We start from the raw sequence: 19,393 nt of genomic DNA, 5'->3' as shown, positions 1-19,393 counted from the left end.
TTCCGCCCTCCCACCTTGCAGGATCTGTATGTTCAAGAAAGTTGATTCGTCCCAGCTCAAGGTCGGCATGTATATCCAGGATCTCAGCTGCGACTGGATGACCCACCCCTTCGTGCGCAACCGCTTCCTGATCACCAGCGAAGACGAGATCCGCAAGATCCTCAAAGCCGGCATCCACGACGTTATCATCGACGCCTCCAAGGGCTTGGACGTGGAGGCGGCCCCCACCGTGGCCGAGGCGCAAGAGGCGACCGAGCGCGAAATCACGCAGCTGGCGGCCAAGCCGGCCAAGGTGGTCAAGGTCGGCTTGGGCGAGGAATTGCAGCGCGCGGCCCAGATCCGCCACCAGGCCTCGAACCTGGTGCGCAATGTGATGGCTGACGTCCGCCTGGGCAAGGCGGTGGAAGTGGACCAGGTGCAGCCGGTGGTGCAGAACATCACCGAATCGATCCTGCGCAATCCGGGCGCCCTGCTTGGCCTGCTGCGCATCAAAACCAAGGACGACTACACCTTCCTGCATTCGGTCAGCGTGTGCGCGCTGCTGGTGGCCTTCTGCAATTCGCGCGGCATGGACGAGGAGATCACGCGCGAGGCGGGCCTGGGCGGCCTGCTACACGACGCCGGCAAGGCCTTGGTGCCGGACGCCATTCTGAACAAGCCGGGCCGCCTGACCGAGGAGGAGTTCGACGTCATCCGCAAGCATCCGCAGGACGGCTACGACATCCTGCGCAAATCGCCCGGCATCGGCCCCATCCCGCTCGACATCACCCTGCACCACCACGAGCGGCGCGACGGCACCGGCTATCCTTCGCAGCAGGCGGGCGACGGCATCAGCGAGCTGGCGCAGATGGCGGCCATCGTCGATGTGTACGACGCCATCACGGCCGACCGCTGCTACCACAAGGGCATGCCGGCCGCCGCCGCGCTGCGCAAGATCTATGAGTGGAGCAAGTTCCACTTCAACCCGCAGTATGTGCAGGAATTCATGCGCTGCGTCGGCATCTATCCGGTCGGCACCCTGGTGCTGCTGGAGTCGGGCCGTCTGGGCGTGGTGGTGGAGCCGCACGAAACCAATCTGCTGGCGCCCAAGGTCAACGTCTTCTTCAACACCAAGTCGAACATCTACATCAAGCCGGAAACCGTGGACCTGTCGCGCGGCCTGGGCTTCGGCGGCGGCGACAAGATCGTCGGCCACGAGCTGCCGGCCAAATGGAATGTGGACCCGATGCGTTTCCTGACCCTGGCCGAGGCCTGATCAGAAGAATTCGGCCGTATCGTTCGATTCGATGGCGTGCAGCAGGCCGCCGCTCACCAGCTCATCGTAGTGGCAGGACATATTGCGGCCGTGGCTCTTGGCGTAGTACAGCGCCTGGTCGGCGCGGCCCAGCACCACCACCGGCGCCTCGTAGCTGCTGATGCTGACGAAGCCCACGCTGACCGTGACCTTGCCCACCTGCGGGAAATCGTGCTGCTCCACATTCATGCGGAAGCGGTCGATGATGCGGCGCGCATTGTCCAGCGTGGTCGAGCGCAGCAGCACCACGAATTCTTCGCCGCCGAAGCGGAACACGCGGTCCTGGGCGCGGAAGGACGATTGCAGCAGGTTGGCGATCAGGATCAGCACCTCGTCGCCGTACAAATGGCCGAAGCGGTCGTTCACATGCTTGAAGTGGTCGACGTCGACCACCGCCAGCCATTGCCGCTCCGCCTCGCAGTGGTGGCGCCGTTCCGGCTCGCCCGGCGGCAGGGTCAGACCGTCCGGTTCAGCGTGCGAGGCTTGCTGCATCTTGGCCAGCTGGTCGTCGAAGGTTTTGCGGTTGAGCAGGCCGGTCAGGGAGTCGCGCTCGCTGTAGTCGAGCAGGTTCTGGAAGTTGCGGTACACGCTGACGATGCCGCCGATGATGTGGATGGTTTCGCTGGTGTAGGGCGTGGGGTGGACGATTTCCAGGCAGGTGCTGGCCTTGTCGCCGAGCCAGATCGGCAGCCACAGGGTATGGCGGCCTTCGGCGTCTTCCATGTCCGCATTCAGCTCGTGGCGCGCAATGCAGCGCGCCAGCGCCGGGTAGTTGCTGAGCGGCTCGCCGGGACTGGCCGGGTCGGGCGACTCGTCCATGCGCGCCGGGCGGCCGCTCTCGATGCTGGCGCGCGCCCGGACAAAGGTCTGGCCACGCACCTGGGCCAGCGTCAGCACCCGGGTTTGCGAGGCGCGCGCCAGCTCCTGTACCGCCGAGATCACGGAGATGTCGAGCATCGTGTGATCGCGGTGGCCGGTCATGTCCACCATGTGTTTCAGTAGGGAATCCATGCTCGTTCTCTGAAAATAATCAGGTACCGTCGCGGCGAGTGGGCTATTGTTTTTATGTTAATTAAGGCACACAGTGACGCAAAGCACGAGGCCTTTCCGAAGGACAGCTGATCAGGATAATAGCTTTTTGCATAATAGGCAATTAAGCTGTGAAAAAATTACGAAATTTTTTCGCTTCCAGCGGCGCCCGCGAAGGCGCTTATACCCCATTTCCGTCCGTTTTCCCAGGGAAAACCCCTGTTTGGGCCGGTTTTAATGAGCTTGCTGGAAACTGTTGTTGCAGTTTGACACAAACGGCGCGCAGCGCAAGGTGTTTGTTGCAGCGAAAGAATAGTTCCTTGCGGGAAGCTTGCGTCTCATCAATTCTCGCCAAAACCGCCGCTCCTATAGTTGAGTGCAATGGTGCTGCAATGCAATAGCGCCAGAGTCCATTCAACATTTTATGGGAGTCAATCATGGATACCTTGAAACAAGCACTGAGCCGTTTTGTGCGCGATGAGGAGGGCGCCACGGCCATCGAATACGGCCTGATCGCGGCGCTGATGGCGGCGGCCATCGTGGCGGCGCTCGCGCTGTTCACGCCGGCCCTGCTGGCCCGCTTCACCAATATCGCCGCCCTGCTCACCCCGTAACGCCATCGGGGCAAGCGTCTTGGCTGCCGGCCGCGCGCCGGCAGCCTTTTGGGAGCCGGCCATGCTGAACGTGCTCGAAATTCTTCTGCTTTGCCTGCTGCTGCAGGCGGCCATCACCGACCTGGCTTGGCGCCGCATTCCCAATCTGCTGGTGCTGGGCGGCTTGCTGCTGGCCTTTGCGCTGCGCTGGAAGCTGAACCTGCCGCTGTTGCCGGCGCTGGGCGGCATGGCGGCCGGCGCGCTGCTGTTTTTGCCGCTGTACTTGCGCGGCGCCATGGCGGCCGGCGACGTCAAGCTGCTGATCATGGTGGGCGCCTTCACCGGCCCGCTCGGCGCGCTGCAGATCGCCTGGCTGGCCTTCCTGATCGGCGGCGTGCTGGCGCTGCTGGCCTTGCTGGCGCGGCCGCCGCGCCGTCGCCTGCCGTATGGCGTGGCGGTGGCGCTGGGCGGCTTGTTGCTTGTGGCGTGGGCGCATCGGCCGCTGCCGGCCACGGCCCAACCTTTTGCTGCCGATCAATATCCACTAGGAAACACGTCGCTAGAATCGGTTGCTCATACAGGAGGATCAGCATGATGGAAAGCGAAACCCTGGCCGCCGTTTTCGGCGGCGCCCATGAGGAGGCGGCGCCGCTGCTGCCGCCGCAAGCGAAGACCGTGCGCGACACCGGCCTGGACCAGCCGATGCTGGTCGAACTGCTGGGCAAGACCCTGTGCATCGCCGGCCGCAGCCCGCTGCCGGCGCTGGCCACCCGCCTGCGCCTGTCGCTCAATGTGCTGCGCGAGCTGCTCGACTTCCTGGTGGCTGAGCAACTGGCCGAAGTGGCTTGGCGCGGCGACTCCGACATCGACGTGCAGTACCAGCTGACCGGCGCCGGCCGCCAGCGCGCCGCCGCCTGGTTGGAGCGCTGCCGCTATGCCGGCCCGGCTCCGGTCACGCTGGAAGCCTATTGCGCCGTGCTGCAGCGCCAGGCCGGCTTGCTGGCCGCCATCACGGCCGAGGATATGGCCGAAGTGTTTGCCGGCGACTGCCTGCCGGCCAGCGTGCATGCGCTGGCCGGCGCGGCCCTGCATTCGGGCCGCTCGATCTTCCTGTACGGCCCGCCGGGCAGCGGCAAGAGCACGCTGGCGCGCAAGCTGGGCGGCCTGCTGCAGGGCGTGGTGGCGGTGCCGTATGCGCTGGCGCTGGGCCAGGAAATCGTGCAGATCTACGATCCGCTGCTGCACCTGCCGCCGGCCAGCGCGGTGGGCCGCCAGCCGCTGGAGCGGCGCCATGGCGACAGCCGTTGGGTGCTGTGCCAGCGTCCCGTGGTGCAGGCCGGCGCGGAACTGGCGGCCGATATGCTCGACCTGCGCTACGACGCCTACAGCGGCTGCTACCAGGCGCCGCCCCACCTCAAGGCCAACAACGGCTTGTTCATCATCGATGACCTGGGACGCCAGCGCGTGCGCCCGGCCGACCTGCTGAACCGTTTCGCCCAGCCGCTCGATGCGCGCCGCGACCAGCTCACGCTGCAGGGCGGCCATCAGTTCAGCCTACCGTTCGACGCGGTGCTGGTGTTCGCCACCAGCCTGGCGCCGCACGCCCTGCTCGATAGCGCCGCGCTGCGCCGCGTCGCCTACAAGATCGCCGTCGGCGCCATCGGCGAGGACGCTTACCGCGCCTTGTTCCGCCAGCACTGCCGCGCCGCCAATATCGCGCCGGACGAAGCCATGCTCGGCTACCTGGTCGCCGAGCTGCATGGCGGCAGCGGCGAGCCTTTGCTGGCCTGCTATCCGCGCGAAGTGGTGAGCCGGCTGGTGGACTTTGCCGGTTTCACCGGGGCCACGCCGCGCCTGATGCGCGCCGCGCTGGAGCAGGCCTGGAGCAGCATGTTTGCCGCCGCGGACGAGGAGGGCGCAGCAGCCCTGTCCAGCGGTCCCGCGCTGCATAACTGCGAGGCGGCCGACGCCAGCCTCTACGAAAGCATCAAATGAAGAACCGGCGCGCATATCTGATGATGGCGGTGGCCGTGGCGCTGGGCCTGTGTGCCGTGGTGCTGGCCTCACGCTGGCTGCTGCACAAGAACAGCGGCGCGGCGGCGCGCATCGTGGTGGCCGGGATCGACGTCAACCTGGGCCAGCGCCTGGCGCCGGACATGCTCAAGCTGGCCGACTGGCCGGCGGCCAGCCTGCCGCAAGGCGCCCTGCGCGATCCCTTGCAGCTGAATGGGCGCGTGCTCAAATCGAGCGTGCTGCGCGGCGAGCCGCTGACGGCGGCCAAGCTGGCGCCGGCCGGCACCCTGGGCGGCCTGTCGGCCCTGATCGCCGAAGGCAAGCGCGCCATCACGGTGCGCGTCAACGACGTGGTGGGCGTGGCCGGCTTCGCCCTGCCCGGCAACTTCGTCGACATCCTGGTCAATATGCAGGCCGAGAGCGGCGCGCGCGGCGCGCAGGAGGCGGCCATCTCCAAGATCGTGCTGGAACGGATCCTGGTGCTGGCCGTGGCGCAGGAGGTGAGCCGCGACGATACCAAGCCGCGCGTGGTCAACGCCGTGACGCTGGAAGTGACGCCGGTGCAGGCCGAGAAGCTGGACCTGGCGCGCAGCGTGGGCAGCCTGTCCCTGGCGCTGCGCAACCAGGTGGACCCGCATCCCGGCGTGACCGGCGGCGCCACCAAGCTCTCGCTGCTGGGCGGCCAGGCGGCCGTCGCCGCGCTGCCGCCGGCCGTTGCCGTCCCCGCCGCCATGACGCCCGAGGCCGCGCCGGCCGCGCCTTCGCGGCGCGCGCGCGGCGCCCGCCCAGCCGCCGCGGCGGACAAAGCCTGCAGCGGCGTGATCGACGGCTTGCGCAGCCGCCGGGAGTGTCTGTGAGGAGCCGCCATGACGACCCGCCTCTTCCACCTTCTCCTGCAGCGCCGCCTGCCGCAGGCCTGCCTGCTGACGCTCGCCCTGTGCGGCGGCACTGCGCCGCCGCGGAGCGCCCTTGCCGCGCCGGCGTCCGGCACGTTGGCTGTGGCGTCGGCCGCTTCCACGCCGCTTGCGCCGGGTGGCGCGGCTCCCATGCCGGCCGCCGCCGCATCGAAAGTGGTGCAGCGGACCGCGCTTAACGCCGCCTTGCATTGCGGCGGCCAGGCCGCCGCGCCGGGCAAGCTGGCGCTGCCGATCGGAAAGTCAACCTTGCTGCGCCTGCCGGAAGCGGTGAGCAACCGCAGCGTGGGCAATCCCGCCATACTGCAAGCCATGTTGGTTGCGCCCGACACCTTGTACGTGCTGGGCACGGACGTGGGCAGCACCAATATGATCGTGCAGGGTCGCAGCGGCGTTTGCAGCGTGATCGAAGTGACGGTGGGCGTGGACACGGCCGGCCTGCAGGCGGCGCTGGCCGAACTGTTGCCGGCGGAGCGCCATATCCGCGTCAGCGCCGCCGCCGATGCGCTGGTGCTGAGCGGCGAAGTGGAGGACGCGCCGACGCTGGCGCGCGTGCTGGAGCTGGCGCAAGCCTATGTGCGGCGTCCGGCGCAGGCGCTGGCCGCCGCCGCTCCGGAGGAGGCAGCGGGCGGATCGCCGGCCAAGCCATCCGCGCCCGCCGCCGGTACGCCGGACAGCGGCGCCGCGCAAGGCCGCATCGTGAACATGCTGTCGGTCACGGCGCCGCAGCAGGTGATGCTTGAAGTGAAGGTGGCGGAAGTGTCCAAGACCCTGCTCGACAAGCTGGAAGGCAGCGCCCTGCTGCACCGCGGCGTGGGCAGCTGGACGGCCAGCGTGCTGTCCAACTTCCTGAGCGGCACCACGGGCGGTGGCCTGATGCTGGGCAAGCCCGATGGCAACCGCCTGCGCGTGGACGGCGAACGCCACGACGCCCTGGTGCGCATCCTGGCCGAGCCGACGGTGATGGCGATCAGCGGCCAGGAAGGCAGTTTTCTCGCGGGCGGCAAGGTGCTGATTCCCGTCGGTCAGGACAACAACCGCGTCACCCTGCAGGAGAAGGAATTCGGTGTCGGCCTGCGTTTCACGCCCACCGTGCTGTCGGGCGGCCGCATCCACCTCAAGGTGGCGCCGGAAGTGTCGGAGCTGTCGCGCGAAGGCGTGGGCATCAGCGCGGCGGGCCTGGGCGGCAGCTCGGTCCTGCCCCTGATCACCACGCGCCGCGCCGCTACCACCTTGCAGCTGTTCGATGGACAGAGCTTCGCCATCGGCGGCTTGATCCGCCATACCCAATCCGGCAATCTGCAGGCCATGCCGGTGCTGGGCGAGGTGCCGGTACTGGGTGCGCTGTTCCGCAGCACCGATTTCCAGCAGGACCGCACCGAGCTGCTGTTTGTCGTCACCGCCCATCTGGTCAAGCCGCTGCCGCCCGGCTATGGCTTGCCGACCGATGGCCCACCCGCGCCCAGCCGTTCCAGCCTGATGCTGAACGGCCGCCTGGAAGGCGCCGCGCCGGCCGCCGCCGCGTCCAACGCCGCATCCAACGCTTCCTCCGCGCCGCGCGACAGCGGCTTCCAACTGAAATAGGAGCCGCCATGAAACAGGCACTGACCTTGCTGCTGGCCGGCGCGCTGCTGTCGGGCTGCGCCGGCATCGACGCGGCCAGCAGCACGCCGCAATGGGATGCGCGTTTCGGCGACGCCGTGCGCGCCGCGATGGCGCGCCAGCGCATCCACCCCGGCGGCGTCAATCCGGAACAGGTGCGCGGCATCGACGGCGCGGCGGCGCTGCAGGCGCAGGAGCAGTACCGCAAGTCCTTCAGTGCGCCGGCGCCGCAGCCGAGCGCCTTCACCATCGGCGTCAGTGGTGGAAAATGAAACGCCACACCTCCCTGCGCCGCCAGCGTGGCGCGATCGCGCTGATGTTTGGCCTGCTGGTCGTGCTGCTGCTTGGTTTGCTCGGCCTGGTGATCGACCTGGGCCAGTTGTACAGCCGCGAACAGGAGATGCGCACCCTGGCCGACAGCACCGCGCTGGCGGCGGCGCGCGAGCTGAATGGCACGGCGGCCGGCGTCAACAACGCCTTGTCGCATGCGGCGCAGACTGCCGTCGTCAGCCATTACCGCTATTCGCAGCCCGTCAGCTGGTCCAGCGCCGCCCTGAGCTTTGCCGACGATCCCGATGGCCCCTGGCATAGCGTGGCCGATACCGCCGCCAGCCCTGCCGGGCGGCTCTTCGCCCGCGTCGATACGCGCCAGTTGGCCGAGGAGCATGGCACGGTGGCCACCGCCTTCCTGTTTCTGCTGGCGCCGGCCCAGGCCAGCAAGCAGGTGGCCGCCGTGGCGGTGGCGGGGCGCTCCGGCCTGGCCATCGCGCCGCTGGCGATTTGCGCCATGGACCCGGCGCCCAGCAAGACGCGCAATATCGCCGGGCCGGTCGATGAGCTGGTGCAGTATGGCTTCCGGCGCGGCGTCAGCTACAACCTGCTGAACCTGAATCCGGCGCTGGGCGCCAGCAGCGGCGAGTACTTTCTGGTCGATCCCGTCAGCGCCGCCGGCACCCTCGGCACGCTGGCCAATACCGAAGACAGCGTGCTGGCGCCCTTCATGTGCGCCGGCCGCCTGCACCTGCGCCGCATCGGCAGCCAGTTATTGACGGTGCGCCGCAAAACGCCGTTTACCCTGGCGCTGCAGCTCAACTCCCGCTTCAACAGCTATGGACCGGCGGCCGATCCTCTATCCTGCACGCCGCTGGCGGCGCCGCCGGACAGCAATGTCGCGTCGTTCGCGGCCGCCAGCTGGATGAGCGTGGCGCCCAGCGCGCCCCATGCCCAGCCCACCACCGCCGGCACGCCCGGCAAGCCGCTGAGCACCGTGGCCGACCCCTTGCCGGAACCGGTGGTGAATGCCGCGGCCTACGGCCCGCTGTGGGCCTATGGCCCGGCCGCGATTGCGCCGTCCGGCGCGGCGTATCCGCGCGCTTACTGGCCGCAGCTGTACCCGGCCTCGCCGAGCGTGCCGACGGCGCCATCGTATCCAGCCCTGTCGGCGCCCTATGTCGCGATGGTGACGGCCCCCACGGGCAATGTCGGCGTGGCGCGCCGGCGCCTGCTGCAAATTCCGCTGCTGGCCTGTCCGGTGCCGGCCGGGCAGCTGCAGCAGGCCAGTGTACTGGCGATCGGCACCTTCTTCATGGTGGCGCCGGCCAGCGGCGCGGCCATCAGCGCCGAATTCGCGGGCCTGGCCAGTGAGCAGAGCCTGGGCACGCCGGTGGAGTTGCTGCGATGAGCGCGCCGCGGCGCAAGCAGGGCGGCGTGGTCGCCATCGAACTGGCCATCGTGCTGGATCTGGCGGTGCTGCTGCTGCTGGCCGTGCTGCTGATGGGCGGGCGCATGATGTGGCATTACACGGTGCTGCAAAGGGCGGCCTTCGACGCCGCCCGCTATATGGCGACCATGCCCCGCCCGGAACTGGGCAACCCCTTGCTGGCGCCGACGCTGGCGGCGCGCGCCAGCCAGCTGGTGCTGGACGCGGTCGGCGAAGCGGCGCTCGACACCAGGCCGGGCGCCGGGCAGATCTCGGTGCGCTGCGACGATCTGCCCTGCGGCGGCGCGCTGCCGCAGCGGATCGGCGTCACGGTGCAGATCCAGCTCAGCGATCCGCTGTTCAATCTCCTGGGCGCGGGCAGCATCACGCTGTCCGGCTCTTCGGTGCAACCCTATGTCAACTAAGCCGCCAGCCCTGCGCCGCCAGCGCGGCGCCACCACGGTCGAGGTGGCGCTGGCCAGCCTGGTTTTTTTCCTCTTCCTGCTCGGCTGGATGGAGCTGGCGCGCTATATGTATCTGTTGAACCTGAGCCAGGAGGTGGCGCGGCGCGCGGCGCGCGCGGCGGCCATCACCGACTTCTCCGACAGCGCCGCCATGGCGCAGCTGCGCCAGCAAGCCATGTTCGGCGCCGCCACGCTGGATGGCACGATCAACGGCGACAACCTCGCCATCGATTACCTGCGACTGGACGCGGCGGGCGCGCTGCAGCCGGCGTCGCCCATGCCGGCCAGCCCCGCCGGCAATGCCTTCAACTGCCTGCGCGATCCGCAGGGCGCCTCCTGCATCCGCTTCGTGCGGGTGCGCTGGTGTGGCAATGGCGGCGCTTGTCCGTCTTTGCCCTTCATTTCCCCGGCGCAGCTGCCCCTGCAGCTTGCGCTGCCGCGTTCCACCGTGGTGGTGCGCGCCGAGTCGCTGGGCTTCACGCCGGGCGCACCGCTTTCCCCTTAAAACGCCGCAAGCCATGCGAAAGGAAGAATCATGAAGGCACTGATGATCAGTAACGATAGGCAGTTGCATGCGGAGATCGGCGCCCAGGGTTCGGCGCGCATGCCGCCGGTGCTGCTGGCGGCCACGCGCGCCGGCCTGCGCGACGCGGTGGAGCGCATCATGTCCGATGCGCCGGAGCTGGTGATCTTCGACGCCAGCGATGTCGAGCCGGGCGAGGCCGACATGGTGGAGCGGTTGGCGCGCCTGTATCCGCAGGCCCGCTTCATCCTGCTGGCGCGCGAACCGCAGCAGGATCTGCTGATCCGCGCCATGCGCGCCGGCATGCGCGAAGTGCTGCCGCTGCCGCTGGTGCACCGCGCCTTCCACGAGGCCATCGACCGCATCGAAATCGAGACCGGCGTCACGCGCATGCGCGACGGCAAGGCGCTGGCCTTCATCTCCTGCAAGGGCGGCAGCGGCGCCACCTTCCTCTCCACCAATTTCGGCTATGCGCTGGCGGCCCTGGCCGACAAGAAGGTGCTGCTGATCGACCTGCACGGCCAGTTCGGCGACGCCACGCTGTATGTGTCGGACCAGAAGCCCAGCATGACCCTGTCCGATATCTGCGCCCAGATCGGCCGCATGGACGGCGCCTTCCTGGAATCGAGCCTGGTGCATGTCTCGCCCGGCTTCGGCGTGCTGGCGGCGGCCGACGACCCGGGCCAGACCGTGGCGATGAAGCCCGAGCATATGGACACCATCCTGCGCGTGGCGCGCCAGCACTACGACTACATCGTGCTCGACGTGGGACGCCAGATCGACGCCTTGTCGTTGCGCGCCCTCGATTGCGCCGACGCCATCTACCCGGTGCTGCAGCTGGCCTTGCCCGATATCCGCGACGGCCGCCGCCTGCTCGACATCTTCCGCTCGCTCGGCTATCCGTCCGAGCGTACCCGCCTGATCGTCAACCGCTACGAGAAGGGCGGCAAGCTGCGCCTGGCGGACCTGGAACAGGCGCTCGGCGCCGATGTGCTGCACACGGTGCCCAACGATTACCTGTGCGCCACCGATTCGGTGAACCAGGGCGTGCCGGTGCTGCAGCTTTCGCGCAGCAGCCCGGTGGCGCGCAGCCTGGCCGAGCTGGTGGCGCTGGTAACGGAGCGGCGCGTGATGGAGAACAAGGGTCTGTTCAACCGCCTGTTCGGCCGCAGCGAAGCCGAGCAATAAGCCCATGCCGTCCGAGGAGAACACCATGAGCCTGCGCGAACGCCTTGCGCTTGCCGACGACGTCCGTGCGGCCTGCGCCACGCCGGCCGGCATGGCCAGCGCCGCCTATCGCGAATTGAAGAAGTCCATGCACCAGGCGATCCTGGACCGCATCGACCTGGAACGCCTGAAGCGCCTGACGCCGGAGCAGTTCAAGCACGAGCTGGCGCTGCTGGTCCAGCGCATCATCGAGGAAGAGCGTATTGTGCTGAACCAGTCGGAGCGCCACAGCCTGGTGCTCGACATCCAGCACGAGATGCTGGGCTTCGGCCCGCTGGAGCCGCTGCTGGCCGATCCCGGCGTCTCGGACATCCTGGTCAACACGCACGCCAAGGTGTATGTCGAACGCGCCGGTCGGCTGGAATTGACCGCCGTCAGCTTCCACGACGATGCCCACCTGATGAAGATCATCGAAAAGATCGTCTCGCGCGTGGGCCGGCGCGTGGACGAATCCAGTCCCATGGTCGATGCACGCCTGCCGGACGGATCGCGCGTGAACGCGATCATCCCGCCGCTGGCGGTGGATGGCCCCATCCTGTCGATCCGCCGCTTCTCTGCCAACCCGCTGAGCATCGAGCAGATGCTCAGCTACAAAAGCCTGACCCCGCCCATGATCGACGTGCTGCGGGCCCTGGGCCGCGCCAAGATCAATATCCTGATTTCGGGCGGCACCGGCAGCGGCAAGACCACCTTGCTGAATGTGCTGTCCGGCTTCATTCCGCCGGCCGAGCGCATCGTCACCATCGAGGATGCGGCCGAGCTGCAGATGCGCCAGCCGCATGTGGTGCGCCTGGAAACGCGGCCGCCAAATATCGAAGGGCGCGGCGAGGTGACCCAGCGTTCGCTGGTGCGCAATGCGCTGCGCATGCGGCCCGACCGCATCATCCTGGGCGAGGTGCGCGGCGCCGAAGCCATGGACATGCTGCAGGCCATGAACACCGGTCATGAAGGCTCGCTGGCCACCATCCACGCCAACTCGCCGCGCGACGCCCTGGCAAGGCTGGAGAATATGGTCGGCATGGCCGGCGCCAACCTCACGCCGCGCGCCACGCGCCAGCAAATTTGTTCGGCGGTGACGGTGGTGTTGCAGGTGTCGCGCCTGACGGACGGCACGCGCAAGCTGGTCAGCCTGCAGGAAATCACCGGCATGGAAGGCGATATGCTGGCCATGCACGAGATCTTCCGCTACGAGCAGACCGGGGTCGATGAAAACGGCCGCGTCTGCGGCCACTTCTGCGCCACCGGACTGCGGCCGCGTTTCGCCGACCGTTTGCGCACCTTCGGCGCGCCGGTGCCGGACAGCGCCTTCGATCCCGATCGCGTGTTCGAGTGAGGGGAATAGCATGGACATGCTGTTTACCGCGTTCGCCGTGCTGCTGTTCGCGGCCGTGATCTTCATGATCGAAGGCGTCTGGCTCTGGTGGTCGGGCACGCATGGCGGCGGCGCGCGCCGCATTGCGCGCCGCTTGCGTTCGATGTCGGCGCGCAGCGAAGGGCTGGGCGCGGGCGGCATCCTGAAACAGCGGCGCTACAGCGAATCGCCATGGCTGGAAGGCTGGCTGCGGCGCCTGCCCGGCGTCGCCACGCTGGACCGCTTGCTGTTGCAGGCCGGCTTGCCGTGGACCGTGGGTCGCCTGCTGGGCGGGGCGCTGACGGCTGACGTGGCATCGCTGGTCCTGCCGCTCTGGCTCGACGTGCCCGCGCTGCCATCGCTGCTGCTGCCGCTGCTGGCCGCCGCCGCGCCCTGTTTCGTGCTGCTGCGCGCGCGCGGCAAGCGCCTGAAGAAGGTGGAGGAGCAACTGCCGGAAGCCGCCGACTTCCTCGCGCGCGCGCTGCGCGCCGGGCACTCCTTTGCCAATGTGCTGCAGATGGCGGGCAACGAGCTGCCCGAGCCGCTCGCGGGCGAATTCAAGCTGACCTACGAGGAAATCCACTACGGCGTGTCGATGAATGAGGCGCTGCACAATCTGGCGCAGCGCGTGCCGCTTACCGATCTGCGCTATCTGGTGATCGCGGTGCTGATCCAGCGCGAATCGGGCGGCAACCTGGCCGAGCTGCTGGGCAATGTCAGCCGCCTGACGCGCGCCCGCCTCAAGCTGCTGGGCCAGGTGCGCGTGCAGGCGGCCGAGGGCAAGATGTCGGCCTGGGTGCTGTCGCTGCTGCCGCTGGCGGTGATGCTGGTGCTGTCGCTGGTGAACCCGGGCTATGTGCGGGTGCTGTGGACCGATCCGGTCGGCGTGCAATTGCTGTGGTTCGCCGTCGGCATCATGCTGGTGGGCGTGGTCTGGATGCGGCAGATGATAAGGATACGCATATGAATACCGAACAGTGGCTGTTTCTGGGCCTGGTCTTCCTGGTGGTGGCTGGACTGGCCGCCCTTGCCATGTTCCTGTTCGGCGCCGGCGCGCTGCGCCAGCGCATCGGCGCGCTGGAAGAGCCGCCCGGCGGCAAGGACGAGGAAGGCCGCTGGATCGAACGCGTGGCGCGCGTGGTCCAGCCCTTTACCCGTCTGTCGCTGCCGGAAGAGGGCTGGGAACGCTCCGAGTTGCGCACCCGCTTCATGAACGCGGGCTGGCGCAACGCTTCCGTGCCGACCCTGTATTTCGCCGCCAAGACCGTGCTGTCCCTGGGCCTGCCGGCCGTGAGCGGCGCGCTGGCGGCGGGATTGGCGTCGCGGATGCCGGGCCAGGGCTTCATGTTCTTGCTGTTCGGCGCGGCGACGCTGGGCTATTACCTGCCGAACGGCGTGCTGGCCAATATCGCGCGCCGCCGCCAGCGCGACATTTTCGAGAACCTGCCCGACGCGCTGGACCTGCTCACGGTCTGCGTCGAAGCGGGACTGAGCATGGAGCGCGCCTTGGCCAAGGTGGCGGCCGAGGTGCATATCAAAAGCGTGGTGCTGGCGCAGGAGCTGCAACTGGTGCTGATGGAAATGCGCGCCGGTTTCAGCAAGGAGAAAGCCTTGCGCAACCTGGCCTTGCGCAGCGGCGTGGAAGACGTGGACACCCTGGTGGCGATGCTGGTGCAGGCTGAACGCTTCGGCACCAGCATGGGCGATTCCTTGCGCGTGCATGCCGAGAACCTGCGCCTGAAACGCAGCCAGGCGGCGGAGGAGGCGGCCTCCAAGGTGGCGGTAAAGCTGCTGTTTCCGCTGATTTTCTGCATCTTCCCTGCCTTGATGGTGGTCCTGATGGGACCAGCCGGCATTCAGATGAGCCGGATCTTCCTCGATCAGCCGCATTAAATTTTTCGGGAGAACACGATGAACACCCGCACCACATGCTGCAGCGCGATGGCCCTCGCGGCCATGCTGCTGGCTTGCAGCTCCGCACCGCCGCCGCTGGTGGAGGTGGCGCCACCGGCCGGCATCGGTGCCGATGGCTATTACGCCCTGGGCCGCAGCGAGCATGAGGCCCATCATGCGCCGCAGGCGCGGCGTGCCTATGGCCTCGCCCTGCAGATCGATCCGCGCCATGCCCATGCGCGTAATGGCCTGGCGGTGCTGCTGGCCGAGCAGGGCGATTACGATGGTGCGATCGCGCAGTGGAGAGCTTTACTGGAAGACGAGCCGCAATTGCCGCTGCAGGACAGCGCCTTGTTGCTGGCGAACCTGGCCTATGCCTACTACCTGAAGAACGATGCCGAAGCGGCCTTGCAGTTGCTGGAAAAAGTCTGCGCGCTGCAGCCGGCCAATGCGCAGAACTGGGAGAAGCTGGCGGCGCTGCTGGAGCGGACCGGTCAGAGCGCGCGCGCTTTGCAGATGATGCGCCAGGCGCGCATGCTGCGTCAGCACGATATCGGCCAGGACTATGCGCTGGCGCGCGGCAGCGTGCCCGCCACGGCCTTGCCAGCGGCGGTGGCCGGCCTCGCCAGCGCCTGGCCGGAACTGGCGGAAAAGACCGAGCTGCATGCCGTGGGCCCGGCCCTGGTGGAAGTGCGCCGCGTGCCGCTGCAGCCAGCGCAAGCCGCACAGCCGGCGGCCGCCATGCCGGCCGCCATGCCGGCCGCCGCTGCGGGCGTTCAAGCGCGCGCGGAAGAGCGCCCCGCCGCCGTGCTGCGCCTGGAAATCAGCAATGGCAATGGCGTGCAAGGGATGGCTGCGGCGATGGCGCGCCGTCTGCGCGGCAATGGCGTGGAGGTGGTGCGGCTGTCGAATGTACGGCCCTTTGCCGTGCGCCAGACGCATATCGAATATGGCGAAGGCCGGCGCGAGGCGGTCGCTGTGCTGGAGCGGCGCGTAGGGCGCGGAGAATTGCCGCAGGCGCAGCAGGCGCCGGCCCAGTCTAAGCGGGTGGATATCCGTTTGGTGCTGGGCCGCGATCTGTCTGCGGCGCCGGAAATAAAAAAGCCGTCCGGACCGGCCGGACGGCAAGCACCATAGGCATGGAGAGAAAGTTTTACTGCCAGGCCACGCTACCCAGTCCGCGTGAGCTGGACTGGCGGCTGGTGGGACGGCCATACACGGTGGCCGATCCCATGCCGCTCAGGCGCAGATTGGCCGAATTCTTGGCATAGACGGTGGCGCCACCAAGGCCGCTCATGTCGACGTCTACGCTGTCGGCGCGCAATTGCTGCGCATCGAGGCTGCCGATGCCGCCCAGTTTGGCGCGCAGCTTCTTGCTTTGCCCGGCGATGACAATCTGGCCCGCGCCGCGCAGATTGAGGTCGATGTTTTCGGTGTCGCCCGCATTCACCGTCATGCTGCCCACGCCGCTGAGGCGCGCGTCATAGCTCTTGAAGTGCGAGGTCATGGTGACGGCGCCCGCGCCTTCCAGCGAGAGGCGCATTTCTTCGCCGTCGAAACCGGTGACGACGGCGGAACCGACGCCCGATGAGACCAGCTCGCGCAGATTCGGCAGCGTCAGCTCGGCGCGCAGATTCGGGCTGGAGAGATGCATGCCGCGCAGCTCGGTGCCGATGCGCAGGGTCTGCCCGTTTTGCGTGATGGTGATCTTTTGCAGATAGCGCTTGTCGCCCGACACCACCAGCGAGGCCGCCGGCCCCTGTTTCAGGTGCAGGTCGATCACCCCATCCAGCACCACCTTGACGACGCGCGCATCGACCTGGCGCGACTCGCTTGCCGTTTCGGCCGCCATCGCCATGGTGCTGGCATTGGCATACAGGGTCACAGCCATCATCGTTGCGTTGATAAACTTGTTCATCGAGTGCTCCGTCGTCAGGGGATGCGGTTGGTGGAACATCATCAGAGGGCGGCTTTTTCGGCGGCGCTCAGGCGTTTCGCGGTGATCGTCACCACTTGCATATCGCCGGCGGGGGCCTTGGCCACCACAGGCGCATTGGCCTTGGCGCTTGCCGGTACGGCCGCCGTTGCCATGGCGCTGGCGCCGCCCAGTACTGCTGCCACGATGAAGATGGCTTCCATGTGTTTGGCGATGTTCATTTGTGCTCTCCTTGTCAGTTCGCTGCGTGTTTCGTGTTCCGATGAGTGAACTATAGAGAAGCGCCCTGTCCAACTCTATGGACTTGCGACGAACTGCATTTTTGGCGACTTGAAATGCGTTTAAGCGAACTTGAGCCAGATTCGGCTCAAGTTCGCGTATGAAACTCAGCGGGGAGGGAAAAGCGCAGGGGAAGGGCGGGGCGTGCAGAGTGAAAAGTGCAGGAAAATCAGCTCTCTTCTTCCTCCGTTTTGGCCTCGCGCATCCAGGTCACGAGGGGCAGCGAATCCTTCAGGCCGGCCGCGATCTGCGGCAGCAGCAGTTCGGGCTTGTTCAGCTCTATCTTCACCTCGGTCCAGATGAAGAAGCTTTTCAGCTTGATGAACTCGATGTGTTCATGATCGGCGTCGAAGCCCTTGGGTGGGCGCTGCAGCTTGCCCTCGTTCTGGATCGTGCCGTAGCGCGTCTTGAGCGCCTTGTTGTTCAATACCTTGCGGAAGCCGGCCGCGTCTTCCACCATATGCTTGCGCAGGGCGCGCAAGCGGTGCGGCGGCGGAATGTATTCGCCGGCGCCGAAATGCAGCATGCCTTCCTTATTGAGCTGGAAGTAGTAGGTCGGGCCGCCCGCCATGGTGGGACGGCGCATATCGTTGGGCGCCAGCGCGGCCGAGAAATTGGTCTTGTACGGGCTTTTGTCGTGGGCGAAGCGCACATCGCGGTTGATGCGGAACATGGCCTTCTTCGGATTGCAGAACTTGACGGCCGGATCGAACTTGCCGACTTCCGTAATGACCTGGGTGACCAGCTCCAGGAATTCCTCGCGCAGGATGTCGTAGCGCGGTTTGTTCATGATGAACCAGGGTCGATTATTGTTTTCGCTGAGTTCTTGCAGATAGCGGGTCAGGTCGCGCAGATGCATAGGTTTCCGTTTTACTTGGTTTTGGTGACAGGGCGTTTGCCCACGGTGAGTTCGAGTTCGGTTTCGCGGCTCTTGCGCAGCACGCGCATCCTGGACTGGCCGCCCGGTTGCAGCTGGGCGATCAGGTTGAGCATTTCATTGGTGTCCTTCACCGGCTTGCCGTCCACCGACAGCAGGATGTCGCCGGGACGCATGCCGGCGCGGTCGGCCGGGCCGTTGCGCACCACGCCGGCGATGATGGCGCCGCTGTCGCGTTGCAGGCCGAAGCTGTGCGCCAGTTCGGGCGTGATCTCCTGCGACTCGACGCCGATCCAGCCGCGCACCACGTGGCCGCTGCGGATGATCGATTCCAGCACCGACTTGGCGGTGGTGACGGGAATGGCGAAGCCGATGCCCACCGAGCCGCCGCTTTGCGAATAGATGGCCGAATTGATGCCGAGCAGATTGCCGTTGGTGTCGATCAGGGCGCCGCCCGAGTTGCCGAAGTTGATGGCGGCGTCGGTCTGGATGAAATTCTCGAAATGGTTGATGTGCAGATTGTTGCGGCCCAGCGCGGAGATGATGCCCATAGTGACGGTCTGGCCCACGCCGAAGGGATTGCCGATGGCCAGCACCACGTCGCCGACGCGGGCTTGCTCGTCGTGGCCGAGCACGATGACGGGCAGCTTCTCCAGATTGATCTTGATGACGGCCAGGTCGGTTTCCGGGTCGGTGCCGACCACGCTGGCGGCGGCCTTGCGGCCGTCGGCCAGCACCACCTCGATTTCGTCGGCGGCGTCGACCACATGGTTATTGGTCAGGATATAGCCTTCCTGGCTGACGATCACGCCCGAACCGAGGCTGTTCTGTTCCTCTTCATCGCCATCGCGTTCGCGCTCGCCGAAAAAGCGCTTGAAGAAGGGATCGCGGCTCAGCGGATGCTGGCGCTTCGGCGTTTTCGAGGTGAGGATATTGACCACGGCTGGCATGGCGCGGCCGGCCGCGGCCCGGTAAGAGCCGGCCTGGGGCGCGCCGCCGGTCGATTCCAGCAGCACGGCGGGGCGGGTGGTGGTGCCCAGCTGCTGCGCGCGCTCGGGCGCGCGCGCCTCGCGCGCCGGGCGCAGGGCGGAATAGACGAAGTACAGTGCCAGGACAATGGTCACCGTTTGCGCAAACAATAACCAGAGTCTTCGCATGGTGTTTCTAATATATTAAGACAGGCCGCGCGCACGGCCTGTCCGCTCCCTGGCCGGGGAGGGGGCTTAGCGCTTCAAGGCATCGCGGATTTCGCGCAGCAGCACGATATCTTCCGCCGGCGGTGCCGGTTCGGCGGCGGCCGGCGCGGCTTCCTTGCGCTGGGCCTTGTTCATCAGGCGCACCATCTGGAAGATCACGAAAGCCAATATGACGAAGTTTAGCAGGATGGTCAGGAAGTTGCCGTAAGCAAGGACGGCGCCCAGCTTTTTCGCCTCGGCCAGGCTCAGATTGGCCGCCTGGCCATTGAGCGGCACATAATAGTTGGCGAAATCGAGCCCGCCCAGCAATTTGCCGATGGGCGGCATGATGATGTCCTGCACCAGCGAATCGACGATCTTGCCGAAGGCCGCGCCGATGATCACGCCGACCGCCAGGTCGATCACATTGCCCTTCATGGCAAAGTCTTTAAATTCCTGCAACATGGCCATATGGCACCTCCGTGAGTTTGAATGTTTCGCCGATCATACAGTTTTTTCCGTTT

General features: G+C 66.9%; 21 protein-coding genes. 15 read left to right on the top strand and 6 right to left on the bottom strand.

Annotated features, from left to right (window positions below):
* Nucleotides 1-28 precede the first annotated feature (28 nt).
* Entirely contained in the window at nt 29-1,255 is a 1,227-nt protein-coding gene (locus tag FHS03_RS00175; protein WP_183439032.1) for an HD-GYP domain-containing protein, read from the top strand.
* Here FHS03_RS00175 and FHS03_RS00170 read toward each other — a convergent pair whose 3' ends face one another.
* Complete coding sequence (locus FHS03_RS00170) at nt 1,256-2,305, bottom strand: GGDEF domain-containing protein (protein ID WP_183439030.1); 1,050 nt, start codon at nt 2,303-2,305, stop codon at nt 1,256-1,258. It abuts the gene before it with no gap.
* A gap of 455 nt (nt 2,306-2,760) precedes the next feature.
* Here FHS03_RS00170 and FHS03_RS00165 point away from each other — a divergent pair, with 455 nt between their 5' ends.
* The 14 genes from FHS03_RS00165 to FHS03_RS00100 all read left to right on the top strand — a co-directional run bounded on the left by FHS03_RS00165 (nt 2,761) and on the right by FHS03_RS00100 (nt 15,739).
* Entirely contained in the window at nt 2,761-2,937 is a 177-nt protein-coding gene (locus FHS03_RS00165; protein WP_176345348.1) for a Flp family type IVb pilin, read from the top strand.
* Nucleotides 2,938-2,998: 61 nt separating this feature from the next.
* Nucleotides 2,999-3,511: a prepilin peptidase gene (locus FHS03_RS00160; RefSeq protein WP_183439028.1), complete on the top strand. Its 513-nt coding sequence runs from the start codon at nt 2,999-3,001 to the stop codon at nt 3,509-3,511.
* A complete protein-coding gene (locus FHS03_RS00155) occupies nt 3,508-4,911 on the top strand; it encodes a DUF8689 domain-containing protein (RefSeq protein WP_183439026.1) in 1,404 nt (467 codons plus the stop codon). The genes FHS03_RS00160 and FHS03_RS00155 overlap by 4 nt, the downstream gene beginning before the upstream one ends.
* Complete coding sequence (cpaB, locus tag FHS03_RS00150; protein WP_183439025.1) at nt 4,908-5,786, top strand: Flp pilus assembly protein CpaB; 879 nt, start codon at nt 4,908-4,910, stop codon at nt 5,784-5,786. Before FHS03_RS00155 ends, cpaB begins: the two co-directional genes overlap by 4 nt.
* A 9-nt stretch (nt 5,787-5,795) precedes the next feature.
* A complete protein-coding gene (locus FHS03_RS00145) occupies nt 5,796-7,427 on the top strand; it encodes a type II and III secretion system protein family protein (protein WP_307729458.1) in 1,632 nt (543 codons plus the stop codon).
* 8 nt (nt 7,428-7,435) lie between these two features.
* Nucleotides 7,436-7,717 (top strand): hypothetical protein, encoded by a 282-nt coding sequence (locus FHS03_RS00140; protein WP_183439023.1) that lies wholly within the window; start codon nt 7,436-7,438, stop codon nt 7,715-7,717.
* Nucleotides 7,714-9,126 (top strand): pilus assembly protein TadG-related protein, encoded by a 1,413-nt coding sequence (locus FHS03_RS00135; protein ID WP_183439021.1) that lies wholly within the window; start codon nt 7,714-7,716, stop codon nt 9,124-9,126. The genes FHS03_RS00140 and FHS03_RS00135 overlap by 4 nt, the downstream gene beginning before the upstream one ends.
* The gene (locus FHS03_RS00130) at nt 9,123-9,569 is read left to right on the top strand and encodes a TadE/TadG family type IV pilus assembly protein (RefSeq protein WP_183439020.1); all 447 of its coding nucleotides are present in this window, start codon (nt 9,123-9,125) and stop codon (nt 9,567-9,569) included. Before FHS03_RS00135 ends, FHS03_RS00130 begins: the two co-directional genes overlap by 4 nt.
* Nucleotides 9,559-10,113 (top strand): TadE/TadG family type IV pilus assembly protein, encoded by a 555-nt coding sequence (locus FHS03_RS00125; protein ID WP_183439018.1) that lies wholly within the window; start codon nt 9,559-9,561, stop codon nt 10,111-10,113. Before FHS03_RS00130 ends, FHS03_RS00125 begins: the two co-directional genes overlap by 11 nt.
* A 30-nt stretch (nt 10,114-10,143) precedes the next feature.
* Complete coding sequence (locus tag FHS03_RS00120) at nt 10,144-11,319, top strand: CpaE/TadZ family protein (protein ID WP_183439016.1); 1,176 nt, start codon at nt 10,144-10,146, stop codon at nt 11,317-11,319.
* A 25-nt stretch (nt 11,320-11,344) separates the two neighbouring features.
* On the top strand, nt 11,345-12,691 hold the full coding sequence (locus FHS03_RS00115) for a TadA family conjugal transfer-associated ATPase (RefSeq protein ID WP_183439015.1): 1,347 nt from the start codon (nt 11,345-11,347) through the stop codon (nt 12,689-12,691).
* 10 nt (nt 12,692-12,701) lie between these two features.
* Nucleotides 12,702-13,676 carry a type II secretion system F family protein gene (locus tag FHS03_RS00110; RefSeq protein ID WP_183439013.1) on the top strand — a complete coding sequence of 325 codons (975 nt, stop codon included), beginning with the start codon at nt 12,702-12,704 and terminating at the stop codon, nt 13,674-13,676.
* Nucleotides 13,673-14,602: a type II secretion system F family protein gene (locus tag FHS03_RS00105; RefSeq protein WP_183439012.1), complete on the top strand. Its 930-nt coding sequence runs from the start codon at nt 13,673-13,675 to the stop codon at nt 14,600-14,602. Before FHS03_RS00110 ends, FHS03_RS00105 begins: the two co-directional genes overlap by 4 nt.
* Before the next feature lie 18 nt (nt 14,603-14,620).
* Nucleotides 14,621-15,739, top strand: a complete 1,119-nt coding sequence (locus tag FHS03_RS00100; RefSeq protein ID WP_183439010.1) for a LytR C-terminal domain-containing protein — start codon at nt 14,621-14,623, stop codon at nt 15,737-15,739.
* A 16-nt stretch (nt 15,740-15,755) separates the two neighbouring features.
* On the opposite strand, the gene FHS03_RS00095 is transcribed toward FHS03_RS00100, so the two are convergent.
* From FHS03_RS00095 to mscL, 5 genes are all read right to left on the bottom strand, one after another.
* Complete coding sequence (locus tag FHS03_RS00095) at nt 15,756-16,520, bottom strand: GIN domain-containing protein (protein ID WP_183439008.1); 765 nt, start codon at nt 16,518-16,520, stop codon at nt 15,756-15,758.
* Between the two features lie 41 nt (nt 16,521-16,561).
* Complete coding sequence (locus FHS03_RS00090) at nt 16,562-16,759, bottom strand: hypothetical protein (RefSeq protein ID WP_183439006.1); 198 nt, start codon at nt 16,757-16,759, stop codon at nt 16,562-16,564.
* A 227-nt stretch (nt 16,760-16,986) separates the two neighbouring features.
* A complete protein-coding gene (locus FHS03_RS00085; protein WP_183439004.1) occupies nt 16,987-17,676 on the bottom strand; it encodes a DUF2461 domain-containing protein in 690 nt (229 codons plus the stop codon).
* Nucleotides 17,677-17,687: 11 nt separating this feature from the next.
* Nucleotides 17,688-18,851: a Do family serine endopeptidase gene (locus FHS03_RS00080; RefSeq protein WP_183439002.1), complete on the bottom strand. Its 1,164-nt coding sequence runs from the start codon at nt 18,849-18,851 to the stop codon at nt 17,688-17,690.
* A 66-nt stretch (nt 18,852-18,917) separates the two neighbouring features.
* Nucleotides 18,918-19,340 carry a large conductance mechanosensitive channel protein MscL gene (gene mscL / locus FHS03_RS00075; protein ID WP_307729457.1) on the bottom strand — a complete coding sequence of 141 codons (423 nt, stop codon included), beginning with the start codon at nt 19,338-19,340 and terminating at the stop codon, nt 18,918-18,920.
* Nucleotides 19,341-19,393 lie beyond the last annotated feature (53 nt).

The sequence above is a fragment of the Pseudoduganella violacea genome, from assembly GCF_014191875.1.
Lineage (GTDB): Bacteria > Pseudomonadota > Gammaproteobacteria > Burkholderiales > Burkholderiaceae_D > Rugamonas > Rugamonas violacea_A.
This window is presented reverse-complemented; position numbering and strand designations above follow the sequence as displayed.